Source organism: Butyrivibrio sp. VCD2006, assembly GCF_000423925.1.
Lineage (GTDB): Bacteria > Bacillota > Clostridia > Lachnospirales > Lachnospiraceae > Butyrivibrio.
Genome location: NZ_KE384105.1, coordinates 66,863 through 83,815, shown reverse-complemented (window position 1 = coordinate 83,815; position 16,953 = coordinate 66,863). Strand labels below are relative to the sequence as shown.

The 16,953-nt window shown below is 40.9% G+C and carries 17 protein-coding genes; 13 read left to right on the top strand and 4 right to left on the bottom strand.

The annotated features are described in order from the left end of the window. The first annotated feature begins 20 nt into the window (after positions 1 to 20). Positions 21 to 317, top strand: coding sequence for a hypothetical protein (locus G586_RS0117395; RefSeq protein WP_026528727.1), 297 nt, complete (start codon positions 21 to 23; stop codon positions 315 to 317). 527 nt (positions 318 to 844) lie between these two features. On the opposite strand, the gene G586_RS0117390 is transcribed toward G586_RS0117395, so the two are convergent. Continuing rightward, positions 845 to 1,249 (bottom strand): amino acid-binding protein, encoded by a 405-nt coding sequence (locus G586_RS0117390; protein ID WP_026528726.1) that lies wholly within the window; start codon positions 1,247 to 1,249, stop codon positions 845 to 847. 89 nt (positions 1,250 to 1,338) lie between these two features. Here G586_RS0117390 and holA point away from each other — a divergent pair, with 89 nt between their 5' ends. From holA to G586_RS0117375, 3 genes are all read left to right on the top strand, one after another. Then, a complete protein-coding gene (gene holA / locus G586_RS0117385) occupies positions 1,339 to 2,355 on the top strand; it encodes a DNA polymerase III subunit delta (RefSeq protein WP_051204881.1) in 1,017 nt (338 codons plus the stop codon). 128 nt (positions 2,356 to 2,483) lie between these two features. After that, the gene (locus tag G586_RS25805; protein ID WP_081674446.1) at positions 2,484 to 3,242 is read left to right on the top strand and encodes a DUF1653 domain-containing protein; all 759 of its coding nucleotides are present in this window, start codon (positions 2,484 to 2,486) and stop codon (positions 3,240 to 3,242) included. Positions 3,243 to 3,373: 131 nt separating this feature from the next. Continuing rightward, on the top strand, positions 3,374 to 4,399 hold the full coding sequence (locus G586_RS0117375) for a glycosyltransferase family 2 protein (RefSeq protein ID WP_026528724.1): 1,026 nt from the start codon (positions 3,374 to 3,376) through the stop codon (positions 4,397 to 4,399). Between the two features lie 160 nt (positions 4,400 to 4,559). Here G586_RS0117375 and G586_RS0117370 read toward each other — a convergent pair whose 3' ends face one another. After that, positions 4,560 to 5,276 (bottom strand): phosphatase PAP2 family protein, encoded by a 717-nt coding sequence (locus G586_RS0117370; RefSeq protein ID WP_026528723.1) that lies wholly within the window; start codon positions 5,274 to 5,276, stop codon positions 4,560 to 4,562. Between the two features lie 130 nt (positions 5,277 to 5,406). Continuing rightward, on the bottom strand, positions 5,407 to 6,384 hold the full coding sequence (locus tag G586_RS0117365; RefSeq protein ID WP_026528722.1) for a diacylglycerol/lipid kinase family protein: 978 nt from the start codon (positions 6,382 to 6,384) through the stop codon (positions 5,407 to 5,409). 159 nt (positions 6,385 to 6,543) lie between these two features. Here G586_RS0117365 and glyA point away from each other — a divergent pair, with 159 nt between their 5' ends. Beyond that, entirely contained in the window at positions 6,544 to 7,782 is a 1,239-nt protein-coding gene (gene glyA / locus G586_RS0117360) for a serine hydroxymethyltransferase (protein ID WP_026528721.1), read from the top strand. A gap of 764 nt (positions 7,783 to 8,546) precedes the next feature. Further along, positions 8,547 to 9,836, top strand: a complete 1,290-nt coding sequence (locus G586_RS0117355) for a glycoside hydrolase family 3 N-terminal domain-containing protein (RefSeq protein WP_051204880.1) — start codon at positions 8,547 to 8,549, stop codon at positions 9,834 to 9,836. Between the two features lie 115 nt (positions 9,837 to 9,951). Here G586_RS0117355 and fliD read toward each other — a convergent pair whose 3' ends face one another. Further along, entirely contained in the window at positions 9,952 to 10,746 is a 795-nt protein-coding gene (gene fliD, locus G586_RS25225; protein WP_026528719.1) for a flagellar filament capping protein FliD, read from the bottom strand. A 147-nt stretch (positions 10,747 to 10,893) separates the two neighbouring features. On the opposite strand from fliD, the gene G586_RS0117345 reads away from it, so the two are divergent. The 7 genes from G586_RS0117345 (at position 10,894) to pstB (ending at position 16,919) form a co-directional block, all read left to right on the top strand. Next, the gene (locus G586_RS0117345; protein ID WP_026528718.1) at positions 10,894 to 11,322 is read left to right on the top strand and encodes a hypothetical protein; all 429 of its coding nucleotides are present in this window, start codon (positions 10,894 to 10,896) and stop codon (positions 11,320 to 11,322) included. A gap of 81 nt (positions 11,323 to 11,403) precedes the next feature. Further along, positions 11,404 to 13,047 (top strand): 23S rRNA (uracil(1939)-C(5))-methyltransferase RlmD, encoded by a 1,644-nt coding sequence (gene rlmD / locus G586_RS0117340; RefSeq protein ID WP_155834260.1) that lies wholly within the window; start codon positions 11,404 to 11,406, stop codon positions 13,045 to 13,047. Between the two features lie 116 nt (positions 13,048 to 13,163). Continuing rightward, the gene (locus G586_RS0117335) at positions 13,164 to 13,400 is read left to right on the top strand and encodes a hypothetical protein (RefSeq protein WP_026528716.1); all 237 of its coding nucleotides are present in this window, start codon (positions 13,164 to 13,166) and stop codon (positions 13,398 to 13,400) included. A gap of 126 nt (positions 13,401 to 13,526) precedes the next feature. Next, entirely contained in the window at positions 13,527 to 14,393 is an 867-nt protein-coding gene (locus G586_RS0117330; RefSeq protein WP_026528715.1) for a phosphate ABC transporter substrate-binding protein, read from the top strand. A gap of 9 nt (positions 14,394 to 14,402) precedes the next feature. After that, positions 14,403 to 15,305, top strand: coding sequence for a phosphate ABC transporter permease subunit PstC (pstC, locus tag G586_RS0117325; protein WP_026528714.1), 903 nt, complete (start codon positions 14,403 to 14,405; stop codon positions 15,303 to 15,305). Next, positions 15,295 to 16,158 (top strand): phosphate ABC transporter permease PstA, encoded by an 864-nt coding sequence (pstA, locus tag G586_RS0117320; protein ID WP_330363295.1) that lies wholly within the window; start codon positions 15,295 to 15,297, stop codon positions 16,156 to 16,158. Before pstC ends, pstA begins: the two co-directional genes overlap by 11 nt. Before the next feature lie 2 nt (positions 16,159 to 16,160). Next, positions 16,161 to 16,919, top strand: coding sequence for a phosphate ABC transporter ATP-binding protein PstB (gene pstB / locus G586_RS0117315; protein ID WP_026528712.1), 759 nt, complete (start codon positions 16,161 to 16,163; stop codon positions 16,917 to 16,919). The last annotated feature ends 34 nt before the right edge of the window (positions 16,920 to 16,953 follow it).

The window sequence follows — 16,953 nt, the reverse complement described above, 5'->3', positions numbered from 1 at the left end:
AGGGAGAGATGAGGTGAGCAATGAAAAAGATTTTTGCAGGCATCATTCTATTTATGGTGCTGCTGGGAGCATTGGGTTCCATGGGGACGGTAAGTGCTTCGTCAGCTGAGGATTCAGCTGTTGTATATCAGACAACAGAAGATTCTGAAAATGCAGAGTTGGAAAACAGTGAGGGGGATATAGGTGATGAAGAGGCTGAGGTTCTCGGCGAGAAGCGAGACCAGTCTGATAAATTCGTCCTTGGTATCGAAATCGCTATTTCTCTGACTTTTGCGGTTGGACTCATTGCGGCCAGCCACGGCGCCGATGTGAAATAGGAAGGTATGAAATTACATATATTACCATTTTAAAGACCGCAGATAGGGGAATCTGCGGTCTTTTTCTTTGAAAATTGTTTTGAGGTCTAAAACTTCCAAAAACCGAAAGGCCGCTAAGCCTCGGCCTCTTCTGGATATTTCAAAGTTTTTTTATCTCTGGGGCACCGGACAGGTTTGCTTCTTACTTCCGTTCCTCAAAGCATTCCAAAATCTTGCACTGGTTATATACATGTGTGATTTTGCATAACTCATAGTTTTCAGGAAAAAGCACTGCCGGTATCTCCGGTTTTCGTTCCCTATAGCTGAGAGATGATTTTTCTTATGCCCATAAATATTTATTGTGCGCGCGAAGAAAACCATTTTTTTTCGTAGCGCGCGATAAACAATAAATATATGGGCATTAGAAAAATCTCTCGAAGATAACGAGAATGAAAACCGGAGATACCGGCAGTGCCTTTTCCTGAAAATTACTCAAACATGATGCAAAATCACACATGTATATAACCAGAGGCAGTTTTAGCTAAGTATTATATGGATTTATATCCTTTGTTCACCAAAATGTTTTCTACAGCATAAATATCATCTGTGTGCATTACCATGATGGGAAGTCCTGATTCACGATTGAAAGAAAGATAAATATAGTTGACATTTATATTGCTCTCATAGAGGGACTTAAGGATATTGTCGAGAGCTCCGACAGCGTCGGGACACTCAATACCGAGAACATGGGTTGTTTTGCAAATATAGCCTGCTTTTCCAAGAACTTCGATACATTTCTCCGGATCTGATACAACCATTCTGATAATGCCGTATTCAGCCGAATCATTTGTTACCGATCCCAGGATGTTGATATCATTTTCTCTGAGAATACCGGTGATGTTCTGAAAACAACCTTTTTTGTTTTCGGCGTAGATAGATACCTGTTTTAACATTGTGACTCCTCCCGAAAAGATTAAGCCGAATTTAAGCTCATTTATGTTATAATATACAACATATTGTGATTACGGGGCAAGGAAATAATATGGCTGCAAAGAAGACGACAGACTATCCTGTCAAGCAAAAGCAGATAAATGAAGATATACAGACGGGGAAATTCAGACCATGTTATCTTGTGTATGGTGACGAAGCTTACCTGCGGAATCAAAACAGGAATAAGCTTAGGGAAGCCCTCCTTGGCGGCGGAGATAAGATGAATCTTCAGCACTATGAAGGAGCCGGCCTCAACCCCGCTGAGATAATTGATATGGCTGAGACGCTGCCGTTTTTCGCTGAGAGACGAGTGATAGTCATAGAGGACAGCGGCTTTTTTAAAAACGGATGTCCCGAACTTGCGGATTACCTCAAGAGTCCGGCAGAGACGACGGTATTTTTATTCGTGGAGTCATCGGTTGATAAGCGCAAGGATATGTACAAGGCTGTCAGCAAAATAGGTCTTGATATCAACTGCGAGACCCCGGATGAGCAGATGCTTTACAAATGGATCGCCGGTAGGATGAAGGCTGAGGGCAAGGTGATTTCTACCAGAGCTATTGCATATTTTATAAATCGTGTCGGAACAGATATGTCCAACATGGTACATGAGATGGAAAAGCTTACCAGTTACTGCCTTGAACGTGGCGAAGTAACTGAAAAGGATATAGATGCTGTATGTGCTAACTGGCTCACCAGCAGGATATTTGAGATGACAGATGCCATAGTAATGAAAAATCAGGCTAAGGCCATGAACATTTACTATGAGCTTCTGGCACTTAAAACCGCGCCGGAGCAGATACTTGCGCTTATCATGAGACAGTTTAACCAGCTTCTTCAGGCAAAAGAGCTTAGCGAGCTTTCGATAAACAGAAGTGATGTCGCTTCAAAGCTCGGTGTTCCGCCGTTTGTTGCAGACAAGCTTATGGGATGGGCCAGAAGCTATTCCATGAAGGACCTTAAGGATTCCCTTGATATGTGTCTTTCAAGCGATGAAGCTGTCAAGTCAGGACGCCTGGACAGAATTATCAGTGTCGAAATGATAATTGTAAAATCGTCATCGAGATGACGTAAAGTTAGCCTTTAATGGTACTCCATAGCCTTTATTTATGGTAAAATTGATAAGTGTGGTTTTTACTTTATATCATTTTTTTGGTATGAAATGCACCGCAAGGTTGCACACAGGAGGTAATCATTTTGCATAGACCGGTTCCACAGGAATTATACAGGCATTTTAAGGGTGGTAAATATCAGGTTATCACTATTGCGAAGGAAGCAGACACAGGTGAGGAGAAGGTAGTATATCAGGCTCTGTACGGAGATTATACTGTATACTGCAGGCCACTTTCAGAGTTTGTTTCTGAGGTTGACAGGCAAAAGTATCCCAATGCTGATCAGAGGATGCGTTTTGAACTGTTTTCCCCTTATGACAGCGAGGATAAGATGGACAGGGATAAGCCTCTTCTCAGAAAGGGGAATGCGCATAATGATGTGGTAAGCCCTTCGGCAGAAAAGCCTAAAACCGATGATATTAAGAGACGTGCCATTGATATGCTGAAAAGTGTGGACACGCCGGTAAAGAGAGCAGAGAAGGTTGTTCCGGAGTCTAAGAAGGAAGAACCAAAGACGGATCATAAGAAAGAGGATACTTCTGCAAAAGCACAAACAGACGACGATAACAAGATCAACAGTAACTATATGAGCCGCACTATCGAGGAGGAAGCCGAGGACTTTGGAATGAATCCTTTGGTGGTAAGATTTCTTGATGCGGGAAGCTCCGCTGAGAGGATAGAGGTGCTGAATCTTATAAGACCCGTTGTCACAAATGATATGATAGATATTATGGCTATGTCCATAGATACCGAGATTCCGGGTGATGATCCCGATACAAGGTGTGCAGAGCTTAGAGAATGCCTTTTGACTAAGCAGAGATTTGAAGTCACAAGACTTCGCTGACATACTGAGAGAAAAGTTTATAGAGGAGCTGGGGACCGTTATCGAACGTATTTTGGGCGATTACGGACCCCGTATCCGACCGGATTTCGATAGATTTACAATTTTAGTTTATAGAGGAGATTTGGAAAAGAATGAAGTTATTAAGTGTAACTGTACCGTGTTATAACTCACAGGAATATATGAGGAAATGTATAGATTCACTTCTTGTTGGTGGAGAGGATGTTGAGATCCTCATTGTTAATGATGGTTCAAAGGATAACACTGCAGCTATAGCAGATGAATATGCTGAGAAGTACCCTACAATCTGCAGAGCTATCCATAAGAAGAATGGCGGACACGGATCCGCTGTTAATGCGGGACTTGAGAATGCAACAGGCCTGTATTTTAAGGTTGTTGACAGTGATGACTGGGTAAAGGAGATCGCTTACAGAAAAATCCTTACTACACTTGAGGAGTTTGTAAGCGGTGGAGAGAAGCTTGACCTTCTTATCAGCAATTTTGTTTATAACAAAGAGGGAGAGCAGCGCCATAAGGTAATGCGCTATAACAGAATGTTCCCCATCGAGGAGCTTTTCACATGGGATGATGTAAAGAGAATATCCATAGGACATTATCTTCTTATGCATTCTGTTATTTTCAGAACAAAGCTTCTTCGCGACTGCGGATTAAAGCTTCCGGAGCATACATTCTACGTAGATAATATCTATGTTTTCAACCCGCTTCCGTTTGTAAAGACAATGTACTATCTGGATGTTAATTTCTATTACTACTACATAGGAAGAGCTGACCAGTCCGTTAATCAGGAGATAATGATCTCCAGACTTGACCAGCAGGTTCGCGTAAATAAGCTGATGGTAGACTATTATGTAGAGAACATCGGAATGATAAGATCAAACAGAAAGCGTTATCGCTACATGTTCAACTACCTTGAAATAATCACAGCTATTTCGACAATACTTATGATTGCTTCAGGTACCAGAGAAAATCTTGAGAAGCGCAAGGAACTCATGAGATATATAAGATGCAGAAGCTTTCTTCTGTATTGCAAGCTTCGCTATCGCATAGAGGGTGTGTTTGTTTATCTCCCAGGAAAAGGTGGCAGAAAGATCACACTTGCAGGATATAAGATAGCTCAGAAGCTTTACAACTTTAACTAACCTATTTTTATACGGCGGTAGCCTCAGAACAAGGAATCGAAGATTTCGAGTCTGCAATAGGTTAATTTGAAAAGTAAAAAAAGGATAGAAAAAACCCTCACAGCACTTTAACTGTGAGGGTTTAATTTTTTACTTGTCGATAGCCTTGAAACGAGAAATCTCAGATCCCTGCTCGTCTGGCGTTCATTCTCTTATCATATCTGTGATAAGCGTTAACCACCAGTTCGCTCTTGTAAACTACCAGGTTGGTAATTACTGCAAACAGGATTCCGCCGATTACATCGATAACGGAATGCTGCTTGATAAACATTGTAGACAGAATAATCAGTATGCAGAAGACAAGTGAGCTGTTCTTAAGCCATTTGTCAAACCTCTTGGAATTGTTAACTGCAAGATGTGTTCCAATCGCGTTGTACACATGGATGCTCGGCCAAAGATTGGTAGGAGTATCCGTTCTGTACAGTCCCTGAATCATCTGTGTAAAAATGTTATCCCTGGGCATTACAGCGGGTCTCATATACTGTATGTTGGGCCATATGGATGATATTATCAAAAACAGTGTCATTCCCGTAAAGAAGAATGCTGCATTCTTAAAAAAGTCCTCCATGTCATACATCAGAAGGAAAAGGCAAAAGAAGAATGCACAGTAGAAAAACCATCCAAAATATGGGATGACAAAAATCTCAATGAACGGAATCTTGTCATCTAATGCTGTATGTATTTCTGTATAATGAAGCTCTTTTGTGCCTTCCAAATGGAAGAACCATGTGAGATAGACAAATGCGTATATGATAACCGGTATGAGGCATCTGATGGTATCGTCCAGTCTCGCTTTGGTCCAAGGCTTATCAAACCACTTTGATGTTCTCTTTTTCATAAATAAATTCACCTTATTATGATAAAACTGTTTTCTCGTTACCGATTTCTACTATATCGCAGAGGACTGTTTAATTCAAACGTAAAACTGTACAAAAAGTATAAAAAATCTATAAATTCCTGTACGTTTTTCACGATAAAAGATTCAGCTTTTGCTTCAGGCAGCTAAGTGTAATAGCGTCAGATTTAAGGAGGACTTCTCCGTCTGTATGAACCCACATGGGAATGGCGGTTTTTATCTTTATTTCCTTTGCTCTTATGTGGTCGACACCTTTTTGCCCGTAATGTTTACCAAAAAACGCTAGCGGCAGTACTTTGAATATCTGGAAGGTGCCGATATCCCCACCGACAATCAGGTCAAAATAGCCATCCTGAAGATCCGCGTCAGGTGCGAAATTGAAGCCGCCGCCTTCATAGTGGTGGATCATGGCTGCAGCAAATATCAGATGATCAATATGTAGAGTCTGACCATCATCAGTTTCAATGTCGCAGGAGGGCTGATCCGCATGAAGAATCTGGCGCACAGCAATGGAGCCGTAGGTGAGCTTTCCAAGACCTATCTTATTTAGGAAATTCTTTGTGTTTGAAGAAAGCGCTTCCTCACATACTGCTGCATCGAAGCCAATTCCGGAACTGACATCAAATCGTCTGTCCTGCGCAATTCTCTCATCATGAAGCCGAGAGAGAGTTCTGGTCATGTGGTCGTAGTGAACGTTACCTATATCAAGCTTTCTCACAATTTCTTCTTTGAGAATCTGAGTTATGAGTTCTTCAGTCTTTTTGGGAAAATTAAGATCTCGAACAAAATCATTGCCGGAACCAAGTGGCACAACACCAAGACGTACCCTGTCAAAATCCTGAATGCCGGAGATGACTTCATTCAATGTTCCGTCACCACCCATAACAACGATATTTATGGGGGCGTCATCGGAAGAGGAGCCTACTTTTTTCTCGGTAAGACGCTTTACGACATTCATGGCATGCCCCGGTCCCTTAGTGAAAACTACCTTGTAGGGCTTCCCCATGGCCTTACATTTTTCCTCAAAGAGATTGTATATGTTCTTACCGTGGCCGGATCTGGCTGACGGATTAACTATGCAATAAAACATTTATGAAAATACCCCCGAAATACCTTTTTTCATATGATGTGACTTGGATAAGTATAGCATGAAAATAGCTTTGACGTATGACTTTTTATATGCTATGATACATTCCGATTACTTTAACACATTAAAACTTGAAACTATAAAAGCGGAGGAGATTCAGGTATGTATTCTTTAGATGAAGTTAAAAATGTCGATCCAGATATCGCTGCCCTCATCGAGGAGGAGATGCAGCGTCAGAACGATCATATTGAGCTGATCGCTTCTGAAAACTGGGTAAGCAAGGCTGTTATGGCTGCTATGGGAAGCCCTTTGACAAACAAGTACGCAGAGGGACTTCCGGGTAAGCGTTACTACGGTGGTTGCTATGTAGTAGATAAGGTTGAGAACATCGCAAGAGACAGAGCAAAGGAACTCTTTGGATGTGATTACGCAAATGTTCAGCCCCATTCAGGCGCTCAGGCAAATCTTGCGGTTCAGTTCGCACTTCTTCAGCCCGGCGACACAATTCTTGGTATGAATCTCAGTCAGGGTGGTCATCTTTCACACGGAAGCCCGGCTAACATCTCCGGTACTTATTATAATGTAGTAGCTTACGGTGTTGATGATAACGGTTTCATTGACTATGAAGAGGTTAAGAGACTTGCAAGAGAGCATAAGCCTAAGCTTATTATTGCAGGTGCTTCAGCTTACTGCAGAGAGATTGACTTTAAGAAGTTCCGCGAGGCAGCTGATGAATGCGGCGCTGTACTTATGGCTGATATCGCTCACATTGCAGGACTTGTTGCTGCAGGTGTTCATCCCAGTCCCTTCCCGTATGCAGATGTTGTAACAACCACAACACATAAGACATTAAGAGGACCCAGAGGAGGACTCATCCTTTGGAATCAGGAAGCTCAGGATAAGTTTAAGTTCAATAAGGCTGTATTCCCCGGAATCCAGGGCGGCCCTCTTGAGCACGTTATCGCAGCTAAGGCTGTATGCTTCAAAGAGGCACTTTCTCCTGAGTTCAAGGAGTATCAGAAGCAGATCGTGAAAAATGCGAAGGCTTTAAGTGAAGGACTTATGAGCAGAGGTGTTCAGATCGTTTCCGGAGGAACTGACAATCACCTTATGCTTATCGATCTTACAAACTTTGATCTTACAGGTAAGGATGTTGAGGCATGGCTTGATGATGCACACATCACAGCAAACAAGAATACAATTCCCAACGAAAAGCAGTCTCCATTCGTAACAAGCGGAATCAGACTTGGAACTCCTGCTGTTACAACCCGTGGAATGAACGAAGAAGATATGGATAAAATTGCTGAGGCAATTTCAATCGTAATCAAGGGTAAGGGTGAGAAAAACGACGAAGCAAGAGCAATCATCAAAGAATTGACTGAAAAATATCCTCTCATTTGAATAATTTATAAAATCGTAAGAGCTGGTCTTAATTTGTTTATGATTAAGACCAGTTTTTTATTGGGATTTTATACTTTATTTCGAGAAAAACAATCGGTATTTTGAATTGTGAGAATATTCTAACAATAGACTACAATTTATCAGAAAACCAACATTTATACACGAAATAATCTAATATCGAAAATAAATAATAAAAAATGTATTGACAATTATATCCCACATGTGTATACTACGATTAAAGATAAGAGAAAGAGAAAACTTCTTTCAAAGAATTCAGCGAAGGAGCTGAAAGAAATGGAGGTATGGTCCAAAGGGAAATTAAGTTTTTACTCTAATCTTAGTTTTTAAATTTTTCGGAAAGGAAGGTAAGGACCGCCGAACTATTTAACACCACTAACAATAGTGAATTTCCATCACAACGAGCTTTAGTACATGACATAGTGGCGAAGAACTAGCCGTCGAACTAGCCGTCACAGCATACGAGTGCAAAGGTTAATGGAAGGAGCAGAGTTGAGAACGTGGAGGTAAGTCCATTGGACAACGAAACACAATTTGAACATGAGTAAGGGCGAGTGTATAGATGAAATGCATTCGCCCTTATTCTTTTTGTGTAAAGGCTGCCTGGTAATTTAAATGTGACAAAATTTTCACTATATTTTGATACAATATTTTGTGGTAAACATCCTCCCGGATGGTAGAAATTGTGTTTTTGGTATGCTATACTTTATCTAAGTTTTTTAGGGGATTTTCCATGGGGAGGATATATGGAAGATAAGATGAATATTAGCAGCGGTTCTGAAAGAGACGTTCGTAGGGAGCTCAGGAGACAGCGCAGGATCAAGGCCCAGATTACAGCCTATGTAATAACCGGGTTTTTGGGAGTTGCAGCAGTATCCGGCTCTTTTCTTGGTGTAAAATCCGTCATTAAAGCTGTTAAGGCATATAATGCTTCAGTAGAGGAGGCTGTCGCTGAAGCTAAGCAGGTCGGAGCCGAGCAGGCAGCTGTCGCTTCACCTGAGGAGAATATTACTGAATCAGAGGTTCAGAGTACGGATACCATGCTTGATCATGTTGTGGATACCTGTATCTCGGAGATGCCTCTTGAGGATAAGGTTGCGGGACTGTTTATGATTTCTCCGGAGCAGCTTACCGGTGCGGAAGCTGTAATAAAGGCCGGAGCTGTCACACAGGATGCGCTTTCTACATACGCCGTAGGCGGTCTTTTCTATGTTTCCAAAAATATCAAGGATGAAGCTCAGATCAAGGATATGCTTGGTTCTACTATGTCAATGAGTAAGTATCCTATGTTTATTGCAACCACAGAGGTTGGCGGAGAGAAGAGTCTTGTAGCAAACGGACTTGGCCTTGAGCAGGTTGCATCTCCCGCTGAGCTCGGAGCAGCAGGTAATGCTGATGAAGCCTTTAATACAGCTTCCAGAGTTGCTGATTATCTTAACGGCTATGGCTTTAATCTTAACATTGGAGTAAATGCAAATCTTTCGGATTCAGGCGTGTCATTTGGTTCTGACCCGCAGACCGTATCAGCAATGGTTGCCAAAACTGTTGAGGGACTTCAGTCATACGGCGTTTCTGCCGGACTCCAGTATTTCCCTGAGACAATGGACAGTGGCAGTCCTATAGAAGGTCTTCAGGATGCTCTTAGCCCGTTCAGAGCAGGTATAGATGCAGGTGCAAGTATGATAATGGTCTGCACGGCTTCTTCAATGGGCATTACCGGTGATGATACACCTTCATGCCTGAGCAGTACTGTAATTCAGGATGTACTTAGAGGACAGCTTGGATATGACGGAATCATTATTACTGATTCACTTGCAGATCTCGCCGGAAGATATTCCTCAGCAGACGCTGCAATAGCAGCTATTCAGGCCGGTGCAGATATGATATTCCTGCCTGAGAATTTTGTGGATGCTTACGAGGGACTTCTTTATGCAGTACAGAACGGTGTTATCAGTGAAGACAGAATAAATGAATCACTTAGAAGAGTATACAGAGTTAAATATGCCGGTAAGGTTGAAGAGATTGCCGGAGAGTAACATTTAATTAAAATACCATAGTAAATCAATATGCCGCCGCATCAGCAGAATGCTGATAGCGGCGGCTATCTTTAAGTACGCCTTTCGGCGGACATTCACTCGTAAATCCAGATAATTATACAAATGAATCTAATATTGAGGACAGGTCTGAGTTCAAAGCACCTGATTTTGAATAGGTCGAAGAATTCGATGCTGCCCTTGATGCTGAGGTTTCAAGACTGGTTGCTGCCAGTGATACTTTGTAGCCAAAGCCTGCCTTTTGTGAGAATAGATTCTGAACTGCTTCGGCACCTGCAGCCTTCAGCTTGTCCTTATCAATTGATAGCTTTCCATCATCCTTAACGGTAATACCTATTGAAGAGAGTTCATCCTTATAGGACCCCGTGATCTTCGTGAGATAGCTTGCTCTTGTACTTGTTGTTACATCAGAAACATCGCCTGTAGATCCTACAAGTGTGTTGTAGCTGCTCACGAAGTTTTGCACAGCACCTGTAATCTTTGAGCTGTTGTAATCAAATACCTTGGATTCTGTACCATCTTCGGCTTTAACTGTTTGCCATGACTTTTCATATATAGAGTCATCGCCTGTTTTGAAGAGAGTGTCAACCTTGGAGGCTACATCCTTGGCATTCGAAGAAATAGCAGAGTACTGTTTCTTTTCAGCTGCTTTTGATTTATCTGTCTCTGTGCTCTTACTTGAGGATTCTTTTTCTGATTTATTGGTAGAGGTAGCGTTTTCGCTATCTATTTTTTTATAATATGCTGAAACCAGCTTCCCATAACTTCCGCTTTTTATAGAGGAGTAATCGGAAAGCAAATTCGACAGTCCGGACATATAATTCGTCGAAGAAGAGCTGCCGGACATACTGCTAAATAAGGTGGAATAATCCATATTAACGTTTATTCCCATAAACATCACTCCTTTGATCTGCGGGAAAAGAGTTTCCCGGAAAAACAGCATCCATGCTGTTCGTATAATACTCCTACTTTATTTTTACACCGACAGCCCTGTTTTTTCAAATGAAAAGACAATTAACAGTATTAAGAATGTGTAAAAATGAGCGTTTTTGCGACTTATCATGCTAAGCGTTTTGTGGTTTACAAAAGAGATTATGCTAGTGTAGAATATAATGGATATCGACACAGAAGGAGAGGCTTTTACGGATTTATGTCATCAATTATTCAAAGTGATCAGGTTTTTAATAATGAAGTTTCTTTTTGCAAGGTTTATAGCAAGGAGAGCAAAAGAATATTAGAGGAGCGTTTCCTTCAGAACCGCATCTCTTATTATATTGACTGGCAGGACAAGAGCTTCTTTCAGAGACTTTTTGGTGTTGATAAGGACAAGATCATGTGCACGATCCGCATTAACAGAGCGGATGTAGAGCGTGCAAGGGAGCTTGTTTCAGGTCTTGAAGATATAAAGCTCAGAGACTTTGGTGATAAGAGGAATAAGGGCTCTAAGAATAAACCTAAAAAGAAATAATACTAACCTCCGGCCCTACCGGAGGTTTTGTGCACTATAGGAATCAGCGTGCGGAAGCATAGATGATGGAAGGATTTAGTAATGAGTAGTGAAAATAAAGAAAGAAAAGTAGCCACTAACGGAAATAATAAAAAAGGTATGACATCAAAAGTAGCTTCAAAGAAGAATACCGATAAAACAACTTCTTCTAAGAAGACTTTGGCAAAAACTGCAGATACAAAAAGAACTACAACCAGGTCAGCAGCTGCAAAGGGAACTACAACCAGATCAACAGATACAAAAAGGCCTGCCAAGGGCGCTGCAGACAAGACTTCCAAGTGCCCTGTATCCAAGAAGTGCGGCGGATGTCAGATGATAGATGTTCCTTACAAGGAGCAGCTTAAGAGAAAGCATAAAAGAGTTGAGGAGCTTATCGGTAAGTATGGCAAGGTTGAGCCCTTTATCGAGATGGATAAGCCTGAGCACTACAGATGTAAGGTACATGCTGTTTTTACTCATGACAGAAAGGGTAATCCGGTTTCCGGAATATATAAGGAGGGAACACATGATGTTGTTCCCGTTGATGCATGCTATCTTGAGAACGAAAAGGCAGATGCCATTATTGCAACCATCCGTGGAATGCTTAAATCCTTCAAGATCAAGACCTACGATGAGGATAACGGCTATGGACTTTTTAGGCATGTGCTGATAAGAGTTGGCCACAACACAGGCGAGATAATGGTTGTTCTTGTGCTTACATCACCTATCCTTCCTTCAAAGAACAACTTTGTAAAGGCGCTTCTTAAGGAGCATCCCGAGATAACCACGATAGTTATAAATGTAAATGACAAGCACACCAGCATGATTCTTGGTGATAAAGAGAAAGCTATCTATGGCCCGGGCTTTATCTATGATACAGTTTGCGGGATGAAGTTTAAGATATCTCCCAAATCCTTCTATCAGGTAAATCCTGTTCAGACGGAGAGACTTTACTCCAAAGCCGTTGAACTTGCGGGTCTTACAGGAAAAGAGACTGTTCTTGACTGTTACTGCGGCGTTGGAACTATCGGCATTATCGCCAGCCCTCACGCAGGCGAGGTAATCAGTGTTGAGATCAACAAGGATGCTGTTCGTGATGCAAGATTAAATGCAAAAATGAACGAAATTAAGAATGTAACAGTCTATGAAAATGATGCCAGCAAATTTATGGTTCAGATGGCAGAGGCAGGTGACCACGCTGATGTGGTATTCATGGATCCGCCCCGTTCCGGATCAACTGAGATTTTCTTGGGTTCCATGTTTAAGCTGAATCCTGACCGTATAGTATATATTTCCTGCAGCCCAGATTCCCTCGCAGATGACCTTGAAATCATCACAAAGAACGGCTACAAGGCTGAGAGAATCATACCTGTCGACATGTTCCCGTTTACCAGGAGTGTTGAGACTGTTGTTCTTCTGTCCCAACAAAAGCCTGATGATCATATCGAGATAGAAATTAATCTTGATGAGATTGATGCTACAAGTGCAGAGACAAAGGCCACATACAAGGAAATCGAAGAATGGGTGCATAAACACTATGGATTTCATGTGACAAATCTGAACATTGCGCAGGTGAAGCAGAAACATGGGATTATAGAAAGAGAGAATTACAATAAGCCTAAATCAGAAAACAGCAAGCAACCGGGATGCCCGGAAGAAAAGGTTAAAGCGATTGAAGAAGCTCTAAAACATTTTCAGATGATATAAATAAAAACTCGTGACTATCGGTATTTGGTGGCCACGAGTTTTTTTACGTACATTTTACCAATGTTGATAATGGATTTTACATGTATCTGCTAGCATTGCGCTAGGAGGTGAAGAGTATGTCTAAAATATGGAGTTTTGTAAATGACTTGAAGGTCAAGAAGAATCATAAAATCACAATGTTTATGTGGCTTACAACAATACTATATGGATTAACTGGCGGTTTGATATGGGGATTGATTGGAAGATTGATATTACCTGAAATAACTTGGCTATTTTGCTTTATAGGGTACCCTGCGGTGTTCATGGGACTGCTTGGCGGGGCAATCTATCTATACAATCATGAGTTCATATGATTTTTCAAGACTTTTACTGAACTTTTACATAAAGATGGCTATGGATTTTACATTAGGCGAATAATATTGTCATTGTAAAAAATACGGCGCCAAATAATGTAAGTTTAGAAAGGAATGAAAAATATTATGAAGAGAAGGATAATTGCTATTATGGCAGCAGTAAGCATGATGACATTTGGGCTAGTAGGATGTGGAAGCAATAGTCCCCAAAGTGCTGATGCTGCAGAGCAGGGAAAAAATGTGGAATCTGTAGAATTAAATGGAACTATTAAACTTGCAGGCTCAACTTCTATGGAAAAACTTTGCGAGGCTATGGCTGAGAGTTTCATGGAGAGAAACCCAGGAGTGACAGTTACCGTTGAATATACTGGCTCAGGTGCAGGTTTGGAATCTCTTGCAGCCGGTTCTGTAGATATCGGAAATGCTTCCAGAGGCCTGAAGGATGAGGAAAAGGCAAGTGGTGCAGTAGAAAATATTGTGGCAATTGACGGTATTGCAGTGATTACTAATAAGTCTTGTAGTATCAAGGATGTGACATCAAAGAATCTTGCTAAAATCTATTCGGGCGAAATTACAGACTGGGCTGAGCTTGGTGGTAAGGAGCAGCCAATCATTGTAATTGGTAGAGAGGCAGGTTCAGGCACAAGAGATGCATTTGAAGAGTTACTTGAAGTAAAGGATGGTTGCGTGTATGCACAGGAGTTGGATTCAACAGGAGCAGTTCTTGCAAAAGTAGCAACTACACCAGGAGCAATCGGTTACGTCTCGCTTGATGTGGTTGATGACACCGTGTCAGGATTAAAGATTGATGGAGTGGAGCCAACAGAAGAAGAGATCCTAGCAGGAAATTACATGCTTCAGAGACCGTTTGTAATGGCTACAAAGGGCGAAATGTCAGGGCAGAATGAACTGGTTCAGGCTTGGTTTAACTATATCAATTCTGATGATGGTAAGGAAGTTATCAAACAAGTTGGACTTATTATTCCACAATAAGGGGTATACATGAAGAGAAAAGCATTTATAGAAAAAACTGCCAAAACATTATTCGAGCTTTGTGCAGTAGTGGCTATATTTGCAGTTTGTGCAATTACTATCTATATGTTCATGAAAGGTGCCCCGGCTTTAAAGGAAGTCGGGGTTTTTGATTTACTTTTTAAAACCATATGGAAGCCAACTGTAAGTGAACCATCTTATGGTATTGGATTTATTATTTTGGCTTCGGTAGTAGGAACTACCACTGCACTTTTTCTTGGAGTTCCGATAGGATTGTTAGCTGCAGTATATATATCAGAAATGGCAGGAAAAACAACAGGAAACATTGTACGAACTGCAATAGAATTATTGGCTGCCATTCCATCAGTAATATATGGATTAATTGGAATGATGGTACTTAATCCGATTATGTTTAGATTTGAGCAAATAATATTTGAAGACGATAGTTCTCATCAGTTTACTGGAGGAGCAAACATGCTTTCTGCAATTATTGTACTGACAATCATGATTTTGCCAACGGTAATAAGCGTAAGCACATCGTCGTTAAAAGCTGTATCTGACACTCTTAGAGCAGCGTCGTTAGCACTTGGTGCAACAAAAGAACAGACAATATTCAAAGCAGTTATTCCAGCGGCGAAATCAGGAATACTTACAGGTGTAGTGTTAGGTACAGGTAGGGCACTTGGTGAGGCAATGGCTATAAATATGGTTGCAGGGGGAGCAGTTAATATTCCGTTACCATTTAATTCTGTTCGTACTCTTACCACTCAAATTGTAAGTGAAATGGGTTATGCCCAAGGTACGCATAGACAAGTATTATTCACAGTGGGATTAGTCTTATATATTTTTATCATGATTGTGAACTATGCATTGCTAAGAGCAAGGAAAGCGGGGATTGATGATGTCGATTAGTAGAAGAAAGTTTATTGATTGTATCCTGCGCTTTTTAATATATATCTGCTCGATATTTTCAGTACTTTTGTTACTTGGAATTATTGGATATGTGTTAATAAGAGGTATTTCTGCGGTTAACATAACATTTCTTACTTCAGTAACAAGCGTATTGAAAGGAACTGTGGGGATTGCAGGTAATATTGTAAATACATTACTGATTATTCTTATCACCATGATAATTGCAACTCCAATCGGTGTAGGTAGTGCAATATATCTTAATGAATATGCAAGGCCTGGGAGAGTTGTAACAGCAATAGAATATGCAACAGAAACCTTGAGCGGTATTCCATCCATTATCTTCGGCCTATTTGGAATGATGTTTTTTGGAGAAAAGCTCGGATTAGGTTATTCACTTTTGACAGGATCTTTAACATTGATTCTCATGGTGCTCCCTTTGATAACACGAAATACGCAGGAAGCATTAAAAACTGTACCAAGTTCGTATCGGAATGGTGCAATCGGACTTGGAAGTGGCAAATGGCACATGATACGAACAATACTTCTTCCAAGTGCTATGCCGGGAATAATCACAGGAGCAATACTTGCCATAGGAAGAATTGTGGGAGAATCAGCGGCACTTTTATTTACAGCCGGAAGTGCCAAGTTATTACCCCAAGGGATTAGCGGACTTTTAGCTAAACCATTTCAGTCTGGAGGAACCCTTACTATTCAGATGTATCTATCTGCCACAAGTGAAGGTGATTTCGAAACAGCATTTGGAATAGCTGTAGTGCTTTTGATTATCGTATTGGCTATAAACCTTGCAACAAAAGCATTAACAAAACGATTTGATGTGACAAGAAAGGAATAGTAATGGGAGAAACAAAAATCAGTGTTAATGATTTGAATTTATATTATGGACAAAATCATGCATTAAAAAATGTAAGCATGGAAATAAAGGAGAAGGCTATTACGGCATTTATTGGACCATCAGGTTGCGGTAAATCTACCTTTTTGAAAACTCTAAACAGGATGAATGATTTAGTTGAGGGAGTAAGGATTGATGGGACGGTAAAAATCGATGGAGAGGATATTTATGGTAGAGATATAGACACTACGCTGCTTAGAAAAAAAGTAGGCATGGTATTTCAGCAGCCAAATCCATTTCCAATGAGTATATATGATAATGTGGCTTATGGTCCAAGAGTCCATGGCATTAAGGATAAGAAAAAGCTTGATAAAATTGTAGAAGATAGCCTGAGAGGAGCTGCGATTTGGGAAGAGGTGAAAGACAGATTAAAGAAATCCGCTTTATCACTTTCCGGGGGACAGCAGCAAAGAATATGTATAGCCAGAGCTCTGGCCGTAGAACCTGAGATTCTGCTGATGGATGAACCTACATCGGCTCTTGATCCTATCTCTACCACAAAGATTGAAGACCTTATGGAGGAATTAAAAAAGAACTATACAGTAGCTGTGGTCACACATAATATGCAGCAGGCCGTGAGAGTATCGGACTATACTGTATTTTTTCTTGTAGGTGAGATGGTGGAATTTGGCACAACCAAGCAGATTTTCTCTTACCCAAATGATAAAAGAACTGAGGATTATATCACCGGAAGGTTTGGCTAATATGCTTAGTGAATTAGTAAGAATTATAGAAGGG

Coding starts and splice junctions, on each gene's coding strand:
- G586_RS0117395 (WP_026528727.1), top strand. CDS start 21: ATGAAAAAGATTTTTGCAGGCATCATTCTATTTATGGTGCTGCTGGGA.
- G586_RS0117390 (WP_026528726.1), bottom strand. CDS start 1,249: ATGTTAAAACAGGTATCTATCTACGCCGAAAACAAAAAAGGTTGTTTT.
- holA (WP_051204881.1), top strand. CDS start 1,339: ATGGCTGCAAAGAAGACGACAGACTATCCTGTCAAGCAAAAGCAGATA.
- G586_RS0117375 (WP_026528724.1), top strand. CDS start 3,374: ATGAAGTTATTAAGTGTAACTGTACCGTGTTATAACTCACAGGAATAT.
- G586_RS0117370 (WP_026528723.1), bottom strand. CDS start 5,276: ATGAAAAAGAGAACATCAAAGTGGTTTGATAAGCCTTGGACCAAAGCG.
- G586_RS0117365 (WP_026528722.1), bottom strand. CDS start 6,384: ATGTTTTATTGCATAGTTAATCCGTCAGCCAGATCCGGCCACGGTAAG.
- glyA (WP_026528721.1), top strand. CDS start 6,544: ATGTATTCTTTAGATGAAGTTAAAAATGTCGATCCAGATATCGCTGCC.
- G586_RS0117355 (WP_051204880.1), top strand. CDS start 8,547: ATGGAAGATAAGATGAATATTAGCAGCGGTTCTGAAAGAGACGTTCGT.
- fliD (WP_026528719.1), bottom strand. CDS start 10,746: ATGGGAATAAACGTTAATATGGATTATTCCACCTTATTTAGCAGTATG.
- G586_RS0117345 (WP_026528718.1), top strand. CDS start 10,894: ATGAGCGTTTTTGCGACTTATCATGCTAAGCGTTTTGTGGTTTACAAA.
- rlmD (WP_155834260.1), top strand. CDS start 11,404: ATGAGTAGTGAAAATAAAGAAAGAAAAGTAGCCACTAACGGAAATAAT.
- G586_RS0117335 (WP_026528716.1), top strand. CDS start 13,164: ATGTCTAAAATATGGAGTTTTGTAAATGACTTGAAGGTCAAGAAGAAT.
- G586_RS0117330 (WP_026528715.1), top strand. CDS start 13,527: ATGAAGAGAAGGATAATTGCTATTATGGCAGCAGTAAGCATGATGACA.
- pstC (WP_026528714.1), top strand. CDS start 14,403: ATGAAGAGAAAAGCATTTATAGAAAAAACTGCCAAAACATTATTCGAG.
- pstA (WP_330363295.1), top strand. CDS start 15,295: ATGTCGATTAGTAGAAGAAAGTTTATTGATTGTATCCTGCGCTTTTTA.
- pstB (WP_026528712.1), top strand. CDS start 16,161: ATGGGAGAAACAAAAATCAGTGTTAATGATTTGAATTTATATTATGGA.